The sequence below is a fragment of the Roseateles sp. GW821-FHT09G03 genome (assembly GCF_059416045.1).
Window position 1 is genome coordinate 512,472 of sequence record NZ_JBWKOK010000001.1, and the last position, 11,697, is coordinate 524,168.

12 protein-coding genes are annotated in these 11,697 nt (G+C 70.1%); 1 reads left to right on the top strand and 11 read right to left on the bottom strand.

What is annotated here, in order from left to right; all coding sequences use genetic code 11:
* Nucleotides 1-18: 18 nt before the first annotated feature.
* From tolR to AC07OZ_RS02320, 7 genes are all read right to left on the bottom strand, one after another.
* Nucleotides 19-459 carry a protein TolR gene (gene tolR / locus AC07OZ_RS02290; protein WP_431257738.1) on the bottom strand — a complete coding sequence of 147 codons (441 nt, stop codon included), beginning with the start codon at nt 457-459 and terminating at the stop codon, nt 19-21.
* A 15-nt stretch (nt 460-474) separates the two neighbouring features.
* Nucleotides 475-1,167 (bottom strand): protein TolQ, encoded by a 693-nt coding sequence (gene tolQ, locus AC07OZ_RS02295; protein WP_495465540.1) that lies wholly within the window; start codon nt 1,165-1,167, stop codon nt 475-477.
* 127 nt (nt 1,168-1,294) lie between these two features.
* On the bottom strand, nt 1,295-1,828 hold the full coding sequence (ybgC, locus tag AC07OZ_RS02300) for a tol-pal system-associated acyl-CoA thioesterase (protein WP_495465541.1): 534 nt from the start codon (nt 1,826-1,828) through the stop codon (nt 1,295-1,297).
* Entirely contained in the window at nt 1,825-3,027 is a 1,203-nt protein-coding gene (locus AC07OZ_RS02305) for a pyridoxal phosphate-dependent aminotransferase (RefSeq protein WP_495465542.1), read from the bottom strand. The genes ybgC and AC07OZ_RS02305 overlap by 4 nt, the downstream gene beginning before the upstream one ends.
* A 101-nt stretch (nt 3,028-3,128) precedes the next feature.
* Nucleotides 3,129-4,211 (bottom strand): ABC transporter substrate-binding protein, encoded by a 1,083-nt coding sequence (locus AC07OZ_RS02310; RefSeq protein WP_495465543.1) that lies wholly within the window; start codon nt 4,209-4,211, stop codon nt 3,129-3,131.
* 261 nt (nt 4,212-4,472) lie between these two features.
* Nucleotides 4,473-5,510 (bottom strand): homoserine dehydrogenase, encoded by a 1,038-nt coding sequence (locus AC07OZ_RS02315; RefSeq protein WP_495465544.1) that lies wholly within the window; start codon nt 5,508-5,510, stop codon nt 4,473-4,475.
* A 78-nt stretch (nt 5,511-5,588) separates the two neighbouring features.
* Nucleotides 5,589-6,503, bottom strand: coding sequence for a LysR family transcriptional regulator (locus AC07OZ_RS02320; protein ID WP_495465545.1), 915 nt, complete (start codon nt 6,501-6,503; stop codon nt 5,589-5,591).
* A gap of 199 nt (nt 6,504-6,702) precedes the next feature.
* On the opposite strand from AC07OZ_RS02320, the gene AC07OZ_RS02325 reads away from it, so the two are divergent.
* On the top strand, nt 6,703-8,055 hold the full coding sequence (locus tag AC07OZ_RS02325) for an MFS transporter (RefSeq protein ID WP_495465546.1): 1,353 nt from the start codon (nt 6,703-6,705) through the stop codon (nt 8,053-8,055).
* Between the two features lie 126 nt (nt 8,056-8,181).
* Here the strand turns inward: AC07OZ_RS02325 and nusB are convergent, their stop codons facing one another.
* The 4 genes from nusB to ribD form a co-directional block, all read right to left on the bottom strand.
* Nucleotides 8,182-8,706, bottom strand: coding sequence for a transcription antitermination factor NusB (nusB, locus tag AC07OZ_RS02330; protein WP_495465547.1), 525 nt, complete (start codon nt 8,704-8,706; stop codon nt 8,182-8,184).
* A complete protein-coding gene (ribH, locus tag AC07OZ_RS02335; protein WP_495465548.1) occupies nt 8,703-9,167 on the bottom strand; it encodes a 6,7-dimethyl-8-ribityllumazine synthase in 465 nt (154 codons plus the stop codon). Before ribH ends, nusB begins: the two co-directional genes overlap by 4 nt.
* A 22-nt stretch (nt 9,168-9,189) precedes the next feature.
* Complete coding sequence (gene ribBA, locus AC07OZ_RS02340; RefSeq protein WP_495465549.1) at nt 9,190-10,311, bottom strand: bifunctional 3,4-dihydroxy-2-butanone-4-phosphate synthase/GTP cyclohydrolase II; 1,122 nt, start codon at nt 10,309-10,311, stop codon at nt 9,190-9,192.
* A gap of 139 nt (nt 10,312-10,450) precedes the next feature.
* Nucleotides 10,451-11,695, bottom strand: coding sequence for a bifunctional diaminohydroxyphosphoribosylaminopyrimidine deaminase/5-amino-6-(5-phosphoribosylamino)uracil reductase RibD (gene ribD, locus AC07OZ_RS02345; protein ID WP_495465550.1), 1,245 nt, complete (start codon nt 11,693-11,695; stop codon nt 10,451-10,453).
* Nucleotides 11,696-11,697 lie beyond the last annotated feature (2 nt).

The following is an 11,697-nucleotide window of genomic DNA, read 5'->3' on the forward strand; positions in this document are numbered from 1 at the left end:
TGCGATCGTTTCCCGGTCTCAGCGGTCCGCCGCGGCGCCGTTCTTCACGGACAGGCCCACGCGCTGGATGCCCGCGCGCTGCAGCACGTCCATCGTCTTGACGACCGCCTCGTACTTGACGTTGCGGTCGGCGGAGATCACGACCGGCGTGGCCGCGTCGCCCTTCTGCGCGTCCTTGACGCGCGCGGCCAATGCCTTGAGCGGCACGGGCGACGGGTCCTGGTCGCCGTCGAGCTTGATCTTGAGCTGCTCGTCGGTGCCGACGATGACCTGGATCACATGCTGCGGCTGCGTGCGGCTGGAGCCGACGCTGGGCAGGTCGACGACGCCGGTGGTGATGAGGGGCGCGCTGACCATGAAGATGATCAGCAGCACCAGCATGACGTCGATGAACGGGACCATGTTGATCTCGTTCATCGTGCGGCGGCGCGAACCGCTGCGGGAGGACATTCCGGGCATGACCGACGCTCCGGATCAGCGCTGCGCGGCCGGCGCGGGCTGGCCGGCGTTGCGCTGCAGGATGTTGGAGAACTCCTCGATGAAGGTCTCCAGCGTGATGGCGTTGCGGTCGATCTGGCGCGCGAAGCGGTTGAAGGCCAGCACCGCCGGGATCGCGGCGAACAGCCCGATCGCGGTTGCCACCAGGGCCTCGGCGATGCCGGGCGCGACGGTGGCCAGCGTCACCTGGGTCAGGTTGGACAGGCCGACGAAGGCATGCATGATCCCCCAGATGGTGCCGAACAGGCCCACGTACGGCGACACCGAACCCACCGACGCGAGGAAGGAGAGGTGCGATTCCATCGCGTCGAGTTCGCGCTGGAAGCTCGCGCGCATGGCGCGGCGGGCGCCGTCCAGCAGTTGGCCGGAGTCGACCACGCGCTTCTCGCGCAGCTTCAGGAACTCGCGCATGCCGGACGCGAAGATGCGCTCCAGCGGGGCGCCGTCCGGGCGGTTGGAAACGCTGTTGTAGAGGTCGTTGAGGTTCTTGCCCGACCAGAACTCCTGCTCGAAGCCCTCGTTGCGGGTGCGGATGCGGCCCAGCGAGATGAGCTTGCTGAAGATCACGCTCCAACTGGCCAGCGAGACCAGCAGCAGCGCGGCGATCACCAGTTGCACCGTGAAGCTGGCATGGGCGATCAGGGAAACGATGGAGAGGTCTTGGTTCATGGGGTCGGCGGGCGGTGGTCGCGGATCAGGGGCGGATCAAGGACGGAATTGTGACAAGACTGGCGGGCTCTTCGGCAATCGGCGGACCAGCCACATGCAAAGAAGCGTGTCGGCGGGCGCCGGGGCGTCAGCGCGGCGCGGGCGATGCCGGCGAGACGGTGCCCGGCGACGGCTGCAGCGCCTGCAGGATGCGTGCCGGGATTCGCGCGGGTTTCAAGCTGATTGCGTCGACGCAACCGATGCGGATGCGGCCCTGGGTCAGGAGTTGCTCGCCGCGCCAGACCTGCTGGTCGATGACCAGGCTGGCACGCCCGACTTCGGCCGGCACGACGCTGACGCGCAGCCAGTCGTCCAGCCGCGCCGGCGCGAGGTAGCGCAGCGCGGTGTCGCTGACGACGAACATCAGGCCCTCGTCGCGGCGCATCGTCTCCTGCTCGAAACCCAGGCCGCGCAGCCATTCGGTGCGGGCGCGTTCCATGAACTTCAGGTAGTTGGCGTAGAAGACGACGCCGCCGGCATCGGTGTCCTCCCAGTACACGCGCAGTTCATGCTGGTGGACGGGCAGGGCGGGCGAGGCGCCGGCGACGGCCAGCGGACCGCCGAGCAGCGCGGGGACGGTAGCGGGGCCAGACGTGGCGCCGGAGGATTCAGGCGCGGTCATGCGGCGCGGGCTTTCAGTTGGTCGAGGCGGACGCGGACGCGGGCGAGCGCCTCGTGGAGATCGTCCATGCTGCTGGCGAAGGACAGGCGCAGGAACCGCTCGCCGAAGGCCGGGCCGAAGTCCCGGCCCGGCGTCAGTGCGACCTGCGCGTGTTCCATCAGGTCCATGCACAGGTCCCAGCTGGACAGGCCCGTGCCGGAGGCATCGGCCCAGGCGTAGAAGGCGCCGTCGGGCACGACGGGCACCGGCAGGCCCATGGCCTCGAGCGCGGGCACGACCGCGTCGCGGCGGCGGCGCAGTTCTTCGCGGCGGCGTTCGTACTCGGTGATCGATCCGGGCTCGAAGCAGGCCAGCGCGGCGTGCTGCGCGATGGTCGACGGGCAGATGTAGAGGTTCTGGGCGAGCTTCTCGACCGCGCCCACCATCGCTGGCGGCAGCACCAGCCAGCCGAGCCGCCAGCCGGTCATGCCGAAGTACTTCGAGAAGCTGTTGATCGAGACGACGTCGTCGCCCAGCGTCAGCGCGCTGCGCGCATAGCGGTCGTCATAACCGAGCGGCTGGTAGATTTCGTCGACGATGGTGACGCCGCCGCGCTCGCGCACGAAGGCGTGGATGGCGGCGAGTTCCTCGGGTGGGATCGAGGTGCCCGTGGGGTTGCTCGGCGACGCGAGCAGCACGCCGCGGCTGCGCTCGTTCCAGTGCGCGCGCAGCCGGGCCAGGCTGAGCTGGAAGCGCTCTTCGGCGGTCGACGGGATCAGCACCGGCGTCGCGTCGACGGCGGCGACGAAGTGCCGGTTGCAGGGATAGCTCGGGTCCGGCATCAGCACCTCGTCGCCGGCCTGGAACAGCGCGAGGCAGGCCAGCTGCAGCGCGGCGGACGCGCCCGCGGTGATGACGATGCGATCGGGATCCAGGGTCAGCTGTTGCGTCTGGCCGTACCAGTCGGCGACGCGCTGGCGCAGCGCGCGCAGGCCGTTGGCCTGCGTGTAGGGAATGCGGCCCTCGGCGGTGAAACGCGCGGCGGCGTCGCGGACGGCCGGGCTGGCGCCGAAGTCAGGTTCGCCGATGTTCAGGTAGATCATGCGCCGGCCGCCCCGGGCCGGATCGCAGATCGCCGAGCGGGCGATCTCGTCGGCCCGCTTGGCGCATTCCATGACGTAGAACGGGTCGATGTTCCCGACGCGATTCGAAAGTCTCATTCCGGCGGCATTCCATGATGGCTCTGCCGCCGATCATAGGGCTCGCACGAAAACGCCCAGGGGACCGGCGCGCGGTCTCCCGGGTCGGCCACATTCGCGAGTCAGCGGACGAAGCGGTTGCCCTCGCCCACGATGGAGAGATCCGCGAAGTCCAGGCCGGAGTGGTCGCTCGGGCTGTAGCTGATCTCCAGCCCGCCGATGTTGACCTTCTGCATGGCCTCCAGCGTGTCGCGGAGCTTCTGGCGCGTCGGGTGCGGGCCCGCGCGGCGCAGGCCTTCCACCAGCACCTTGGCGCCGGCGAAGCCTTCGATCATGGCCGGCGTGATGTCGCCGAGACCCTGGGCGGTCGCGAGGCCTTGCGCCTCGGTCACGATGGCGGCGTTGCGGGAGCGCTCATAAGGGAACACCTGCCCGACGATGATGCCGCGCGCGTTCTTGCCGAGCGAGGCGACGAAGCCCGACGAGGCGTTGTTGGACAGGGTCACGATCTGCACGCGCGAGCCGCCGTCGCGCAGCGCCGCCACGCCGTCGACCACGGCCTGTCCCGAGCCCAGGAAGATGACGGCCTGCGCCGACGTCGACTGGGCCTTCGCGACCGAGGCCTTGAAGTCCGGATGGGCGCGGTCGAACTTCTCCAGGAAGGCGGCGGTCTTGCCGACCGCGGCGAATCCCGCCATGACGCCGACCACCGCGTCCGCGCCGAACGAGTCGTCGACCTGGACCACGCCGATCTTCTCGATGCCGATCAGGCTCAGGTGTTTGACGGCGCGTTCCGCTTCGCGCTGGTAGGTCGCCCGCACGTTGAAGAGCCACGGATGGACCGGCTTGTGCAGCGCCATCGCGCCGGTGGACGGGGCGATCAGGGGCACGCGGTGCTCGGTGAGCAGCGGCATGATGGCCTGGTTGTGCGGCGTGCCGCGCGTGAGGAACAGCGCCAGCACGTTGTTGTCGACGATCAGCGTGCGCGCGTTCTCCGCGGCCAGCTTGGGGTCGAACTTGTCGTCCAGCGAGATCAGCTTGATCTTTTCGCCGTGCACGCCGCCGGCCTTGTTCACGGCGTCGAGGTAGAGCTTGGCGCCGTCGGTCGTTTCCTTGACGCTGGCGGCGACGGATCCGCTGAACCCGGAGGTCTGGCCGATGAGCACGTCGGCCTGGCAGGTCGTCGCGAACAGGAGGGAGAGCATCAGCCCGCAGAGAGTTCTCACAGCATTCCCGGCAAAAAGTTAGGGCGCCATGATCGGGCGCATTGCGGAGGGGACCGTCGTCGGCGCGCCACGCCGGTGCGCGAGGGCGATCACCGGTGCGAAGCGCTGTCACGAGGTGCGAAGCGCCGCATCAAGGTGCTTCAAGCTGCGGAATGTACGGCGGCACAAGAGCGGCGATTGCAGGGCCTTCCCTGGTTTGGACACCAGGCGTTGCATGAGTTACCCCGAAATGGTGTTCCGTCACGGGGTCAGGGGTTGCCGGGGCTGGGATGGGCGCTGCAGGTCCCGGAGGATGTGCTCGAGGTCCTTCAGCGCGGCGGCCGCCGTGCCGTACGGACTGGAGCCGCCGCCCACGAGGGTCAGGTCTCCCATCAGGTCCGTGACAACGTGCACCGCCTTCATCCGGCCGTGGGCCTTTGCGAAGGGATGATCCGGACCGCAGAGTTCGATGCCGACGGACGCCTCGCAGACCCCGGTGGCGCGGTCGACGCGGCCCACGAGGCGTGGCACGACGCCTTGCGCCTTCCAGCGGCGCACGTCGGCCAGCGTCACGTGATCGATGCCCTGGCGCTTCATGGTCTGCACATCGATGACGTCACCGAAGGCCGCGCTGCACAGGATCGCGATCTTGCAGGCGGTGTCCCAGCCGTGGGTGTCGAGGGTCGGATCGGATTCCGCGATGCCCAGGCGCTGCGCCTCGGCGAGCGCGTCGGCGAAGTCGCATTCCCTGTCCATCATCTCGGACAGGATGATGTTGGTCGTGCCGGTCACGATGGCGGAGAGGGACTTCACCTCGCAGCCCGCGAGGTTGTACTGGACGAGGTCGACCGTCGGCATCGCCGAGCCCGCCGCGCCGCTGACCTTGAGGGCCAGGCCTTGCCGGGAGGCCTCCGCGTGCAGGCCGGGGAAGTCGTGGACCAGCGCGCCCTTGGAGATCGCGATCACATGCATCCGCCGGCGGAAGGCCGTCCGGATGTAGCCGAGCGCCGCGCCGCCGGTGCGGAAGTCCGTCGGGCTCGCCTCGATCAGGATGTCGGCGGGGACGTGCTCGATGAAGGCCTCGCCGGTCAGGCCCGGCGTGTAGCCGGCGCGGTCCGCCAGGGACTCCAGGCTGAGGCCGCCCTCGTCAATGAGCCCCGCCGAGGCGCCGCAGACGCCGACGATCCGGACGTCGCGATCGTATTGCTGCTGGTAGCGAGCCGAGCGGGCCCAAAGCAGTTCAGCCACCTTGCGGCCGATGCCGCCGAAACCGGAGATCGCGATGTTGAGTCGGGACATGAGGGATGCGCTGCGCGGGAGGGAGGGTGAGAGGAACGCGTGGATTCTGCGTGATGCTTGTGATGGGCTGGACGGGGCTCAAGGCCCGGCCATCGATCTGCACAGCTCGAACACCATCCCGCGCAGCCACTGATGCGCCGGATCCTTGTCCAGGCGCGGGTGCCACATCTGGGAGACGGTGATGGGCTCGGTCGGCACCGGCAAGGGGATGGCGCGCAGCGTGCCCTGGGCGAGGTCGGGACGGAAGAAGCTCGACGGCACCAGCGCCACGAGGTCCGTCGCGGCCGCGATCGACAGTGCCGCGCGGAAGCTCGGCACCACCACGGCGATGCGGCGCGTCAACCCGCGCGCGGCCAGTGCCTCGTCCACCGGGCCGGCGCGACGGCCTCGCCGCGAGGTGACCACGTGGGCGCAGGCCGCATAACGCGCGGCATCGAGTTCACGCTCGTCCAGCAGCGCGTGGCCGACGCGCACCGCGGCGACGAAATGGTCGCGATAGAGCGCCTGGATCCGGACTTCGGGGCCTGACTCACCCAGAACGCCGATGTCGAGGTCGATCAGGCCCTCGCGCAAGGGGCGGACGTCCTTGTCCGGCTTGGGCGCGAAACGCAGGCAAACGCCCGGCGCTTCCTCCGCCGCGCGCGCGACCAGCGCCGGTGCGAAGGCCTCGATGAAGCCGTCATTCGCGCGCAGCGTGAAGGTCCGCTGAAGCGCGCGCAGGTCCCAGCCCGCGCCAGCAGGCTGCAGCACGGCGCGCGCGCCTTGGGCGAGCTCGCGGACCTGGTCGCGCAGGGCCAGCGCGTGCGGTGTCGGCACCATGGTGCGACCCGCGCGCACGAGCAGCGGATCGCCGGTGGCCTCGCGCAGCCGCGCGAGCGTGCGGCTCATCGCGGATTCGCTGAGCCGCAGGCGCTCGGCCGCGCGCGCCACGCTGCCCTCGGCGAGCAGCGCGTCCAGGGCGGTGAGCAGGTTGAGATCGATGTCGTCGGCCATCGCGGCACGCTAGCATGCGCGCGAGCAGTGCGGATGGCGTCGCATGCAGGGACTCCCTGCGCCCGGCGCTCTGGTCGCGTCGCCGGTCGGCTCCTATGCTGGACGCACCTCCTTTCGAGCTGCCGTCCCGATGTCCGCCACGCCGTCCGCTTCGCCTGTGTCCTCCGCTTCCTCCGCCTCAACTGGAACTGCGTCCGGCGTGCCTGAAACCGATACCGACGGCGTGCCGCCGCCGCGCCGTCACGCCGCCGTGGCCGCGTTGCTCGGCGCGATCGCGCTGGTCGTGCTGGACGGCGCGATCGCCAACGTCGCGCTGCCCAACATCGCGCAGACCTTGAACAGCTCACCGGCCGATGCCATCTGGGTGGCGACGGCCTATCAATTGGCCGTGGTGATGTTCCTGCTGCCGGCGTCGGCGCTCGGTGAGCGGCTCGGCTATCGGCGTGTCTTCTTCGCTGGTGTCTCGTTGTTCACCGCGGCGTCGGCGCTGTGCGCGCTGGCGCCCTCGCTCGGATGGCTCGTAGCGGGACGCTGCCTGCAGGGGCTGGGCAGCGCGGCGGTCATGCCGTTGGGCCTGGCGCTGCTGCGCTTCACTTATCCGAAGCGGCTGCTCGGACAGGCCATCGCGTACAACGCGCTGGCCGTCGCGGGCGCATCGGCGGCCGGACCCGCCATCGGCGCGGCGATCTTGTCCGTGGCCGGCTGGCCATGGCTGTTCGCGGTGAACCTGCCGGTCGGGCTGCTGGTGCTGATCGCCGCCCGTGGATTGCCGGACACACCGGGCACGCGGCGGCCGCTCGACCTCGTGAGCGTCGCCCTCAACGCGGCGATGTTCGCGACCTTCGTGCTCGGCGGCGACCAGGTGCTGGCGAATCCGCTGGAAGGGGGCGCGCTGCTCGCCGCGGCGGTCGTCTGCGGCACGCTGCTGGTCCGTCGCGAATTGCCGCGGGCGGCGCCGCTGATCCCGCTCGATCTGCTGCGGTCCCCGTCATTCCGGATGTCGATCATCGCGTCGGTGTGCTGCTTCACCGGGCAGATGGCGAGCTACGTCGCGCTGCCGTTCTACATGCATCACGTGCTGGGGCTGAGCGTGCTCGAGACCGGCCTGTTGATGACGCCCTGGCCGTTGGCGGTGATGCTGGCCGCGCCATTGTCCGGTCGGCTGGCCGACCGCTTGCCGACGGCCTGGCTTTGCGCGGCGGGTGCGGGCGGTCTCGCCGCGGGGCTCGCGCTCTGCGCGGTATGGCCGGTGCAGGCCGACCCACGGCCCACGCTGGTGGTCTTCACCGCGCTGGCGGGACTGGGTTTCGGCTTCTTCCAGACGCCCAACAACCGCAACATGCTGCTGTCCGCGCCGAAGGAGCGCAGCGGCGCGGCCGGCGGCGCGCAAGGCGTGGCACGCCTGACCGGTCAGACGCTGGGCAGCCTGCTGATGGGGCTGCTCTTCACGTGGCTGCCGGCGTCACGGGCTTCGCATGCGGGGCTGGGCATGGCGGCGGGATTTGCGCTGGTCGCCGGCTTGGTGAGCGTGTGGCGAGGGCGGGCCACCTGACGGGGCGTGTCCTTCTCCGGATCGATTCGGATCAGGCTGCCCCCCGGCCCGGAGTGGCGCTCGAACCCATGAAAAAAGCCGGCGCCTCCCTGCAAGGGGTGGCGCCGGCCTCGAGGCGGGTGGAGATCAGTTGCCGCGAACGGACTTGACCTCGACGGGACGCAGATCGATCGCGGCGCGGTCCAGCACGCCGTTGACGTACTTGTGGCCGTCAGTGCCGCCGAAGGACTTGGCCAGTTCGACGGCCTCGTTGATCGCGACCTTGTACGGGATGTCGATGCAGTTCTTCAGCTCGTACGCGCCGATCATCAGGATCGCGTGCTCGATCGGCGAGAGTTCGGTCGTCTTGCGGTCCGCGTGACGGGCCAGCACCGCGTCCAGATCGGCCGCTTCCTCGATCGCGCCGTTGAACAGCTTGTCGTAGTGGCCGCGGTCGGCCTTCTCGAAGCCTTCCTGCTCACGCGTGTGCGCATCGATCACGCCCAGGTCGTCGCCGGTCACCAGCCACTGGTAGATGCCTTGCAGCGCGTGCTCGCGCGAGCGGCGGCGGGCCGACTTGGCCGGGGCCTTCTTCGCGGCCGGCTTGCCGCCCGCGTTGCCGCCGTTCTTGGGGGCAGGCTTGCCGGCGGGGGAGTTGTCGTTCGTGTTCACTTGAGTTCTTTCAGCAGCTGTGCCATTTCGACGGCCACGGTCCCGGCATCGCGGCCCTTGTCTTCGGCCCGCGCCCAGGCCTGTTCCTCGTTCTCGACCGTCAGGATCGCGTTGGCGATCGGCAGGCGGTGGTCGAGCGTCAGGCGCGTCACGCCGGCGCCGCTCTCGTTGGCGACCAGTTCGAAGTGGTAGGTCTCGCCGCGGATGATGCAGCCCAGCGCGACGAGCGCGTCGAACTTCCCGCTGACGGCCATCGCCTGCAGCGCCAGCGGCACTTCCAGCGCGCCGGGCACGGTCACGTGACGGATGTCGGCGTCCTGGACACCCAGCCGGGCCAGTTCACCCAGGCAGGCCTTGGCCAGCGCGGTCGTCAGTTCGTCGTTGAAGCGCGCCTGGACGATGCCGATGCGCAGGCCACGTCCGTCCAGTCGGGTCGATTGACCCTTGTCAGATCCTTGCATGCGGTCCTCAGCTCACAGTTCTTCAGCAGTTCTTGTCGGCGGCGCCAGCGGCACCTTCCTGGGCGGCCTGGAAGCCGGTCACCTCCAGCCCGTAGCCGGTCATGCTCGGCATGCGGCGCGGGCTGCCCAGCAGCTTCATCCGCTGCACGCCGAGTTCGCGCAGGATCTGCGCGCCGACGCCGTAGGTGCGCAGGTCCATGGTCTGGCGGGTGTCTTCCGATGCGGTCGGCTGCAGGCGCGCCAGCAGCGCGTCCGCGTCCTCGCCGCAGTTCAGCAGCACCGCGACGCCGGCGCCTTCGCGCTGGATCGCGGCCAGTGCCTGCGGCAGCGGCCAGCTGTGGCCGCAACGGCCAGCGTCGAGCAGGTCCATCGCCGAGAACGGTTCATGCACCCGCACCAGGACCTCCTGGTCGGGCTGCCATTGGCCCAGCGCCAGCGCCATGTGGACGTTGTTCGAGCGGTCGCGGAAGACGTGGCAGTCGAAGCGGCCTTCACGCGTGTCCAGCGGACGCTGCGCGATGCGCTGCACGATGGACTCGTTGCGGCTGCGGTACTCGATCAGGTCGGCGATGGTACCGATCTTCAGGCCGTGTTCCTTGGCGAAGATCTCCAGGTCCGGCAGTCGGGCCATCGTGCCGTCGTCGTTCATGATCTCGCAGATCACGCCGGCGGGCGTCAAGCCGGCCATGCGCGACAGGTCGCAACCGGCCTCCGTGTGGCCGGCGCGCATGAGCACGCCGCCATCCTGCGCCTGCAGCGGGAAGATGTGGCCCGGCTGCACCAGGTCCGACGCGACCGCGCCCTTGGCGACCGCCGCCTGCACGGTGCGCGCGCGGTCGGCGGCGGAGATGCCGGTGGTGACGCCGGTGGCCGCCTCGATCGACACGGTGAAGGCCGTGCCGTGCTTGGTGCCGTTGCGGGTGGCCATCGGCGGGAGCTGGAGCTGCTCGCAGCGCTCGCGGGTCAAGGTCAGGCAGATCAGCCCGCGGCCATGCTTGGCCATGAAGTTGATCGCCTCCGGCGTGACGTGGTCGGCGGCGAGGACGAGGTCACCCTCGTTCTCGCGGTCCTCTTCGTCGACGAGGATGACCATGCGGCCGGCCGCCAGCTCGGCGACCAGCTCGGGAATCGGTGAAATAGGCATGGGTGCGATTGTAGGCGGCGCGGCCCGGTGGTCCGGGTCGTGGGGTTCGTCGGAAGGCTCGGGAAGCTGGGGCGACCCGAGCTCAGCGTGGCGGGCCCTGCGGCGCGGGCTTCATGCGATGAGCTTTTCGTGACGGGCTCTACGCCGTGGGCGAGTCCGGCGCGGCGACTGGCCGCAAACGGAGTCGCAGATCGCCCCCGACGCTCTGGCAGTCGACCATCCGGAAACGCGGCGCTCCGGCCAGCGCCGTCAGTCCGCCCAGGTCGACCATGCCGCGGCCCTCGCCCAGCAGCATCGGTGCGACGTAGATCAGCAGTTCGTCGATGAGTCCGGCGCGCAGCAGCGAGCCATTGAGCTTGTAGCCGGCCTCGATGTGGAGTTCGTTGACCTGGCGTCGGCCCAGGTCGCGGATCGCCGCGCCCAGGTCGACCTTGCCTCTGGCCGGGTCGGCGACGGACACCAGTTCCGCGCCGTGAGCCGCCAGCGCCGCGCCGCGCTCGCCCGGCTCAGCCAGTGCGTGGTAGATCAGCAGTTGCCCGGGCGGCGCCAGGAGGCGCGCGGCCGGGGACAGCTCCAGGCGCGAGTCGATCAGCACACGCTGCGGTTGCAGCACGGTGTCGACGTCCCGCACATCCAGGCGCGGATCGTCCTCGCGCGCGGTGCCGATGCCGGTCAGCACCGCGCCCGCACGACGGCGCCAGGAGTGGCCGTCGCGGCGCGCTTCGGGGCCGGTGATCCATTGGCTGACACCGTTCGAGAGCGCAGTCCGCCCGTCGAGGGACGCAGCGATCTTCATCCGCACGAACGGGCGCCCGTGCTGCATCCGGGTCAGGAAACCGATGTTGAGCTCGCGGGCCTCCACGGCCGACGGATGCTCGATCGGCAGGACCTCGATCGTGATGCCGGCGGCGCGCATCCGGGCGAGTCCCTGGCCGGCGACCTGCGGATTGGGATCGCCGAGCGCGACCACGACCCGTCCGACGCCGGCCGCGATCAGCGCGTCGCAGCAGGGGGGCGTGCGGCCATGGTGGGCGCAGGGTTCGAGGGTCACGTAGACGGTCGCGCCGCGCACGTCCTGACCCCGGGCCTGGGCGTCGCGCAGGGCCATGACCTCGGCATGCGCCTGACCGGCGGCCTGCGTGTGTCCCTGGCCGAGCACGCGGTCGTCGCTGCCGACGATGACGCAGCCCACACGGGGGTTCGGATCGGTGAGGCCGACGGCGTCGTTGGCCAGGCGCACGGCCAGGGCCATCCAGCGGTCGTCGCGGGTCGGCACAGAGGAACTGGGGGCACTGGCGGCGCCGGAGACCGTGGCCGACGGCAGGCCGCCAGGAGATTCCGACGGCAGGGCAGGCGGCTGGGCGGGCGATGGGACGTCTTGCATGG

What these genes read in the sequence shown, in the direction of transcription:
- tolR (WP_431257738.1), bottom strand. Translation starts at nt 459, where the DNA reads ATGCCCGGAATGTCCTCCCGCAGCGGTTCGCGCCGCCGCACGATGAAC.
- tolQ (WP_495465540.1), bottom strand. Translation starts at nt 1,167, where the DNA reads ATGAACCAAGACCTCTCCATCGTTTCCCTGATCGCCCATGCCAGCTTC.
- ybgC (WP_495465541.1), bottom strand. Translation starts at nt 1,828, where the DNA reads ATGACCGCGCCTGAATCCTCCGGCGCCACGTCTGGCCCCGCTACCGTC.
- AC07OZ_RS02305 (WP_495465542.1), bottom strand. Translation starts at nt 3,027, where the DNA reads ATGAGACTTTCGAATCGCGTCGGGAACATCGACCCGTTCTACGTCATG.
- AC07OZ_RS02310 (WP_495465543.1), bottom strand. Translation starts at nt 4,211, where the DNA reads ATGCTCTCCCTCCTGTTCGCGACGACCTGCCAGGCCGACGTGCTCATC.
- AC07OZ_RS02315 (WP_495465544.1), bottom strand. Translation starts at nt 5,510, where the DNA reads ATGTCCCGACTCAACATCGCGATCTCCGGTTTCGGCGGCATCGGCCGC.
- AC07OZ_RS02320 (WP_495465545.1), bottom strand. Translation starts at nt 6,503, where the DNA reads ATGGCCGACGACATCGATCTCAACCTGCTCACCGCCCTGGACGCGCTG.
- ribH (WP_495465548.1), bottom strand. Translation starts at nt 9,167, where the DNA reads ATGCAAGGATCTGACAAGGGTCAATCGACCCGACTGGACGGACGTGGC.
- ribBA (WP_495465549.1), bottom strand. Translation starts at nt 10,311, where the DNA reads ATGCCTATTTCACCGATTCCCGAGCTGGTCGCCGAGCTGGCGGCCGGC.
- ribD (WP_495465550.1), bottom strand. Translation starts at nt 11,695, where the DNA reads ATGCAAGACGTCCCATCGCCCGCCCAGCCGCCTGCCCTGCCGTCGGAA.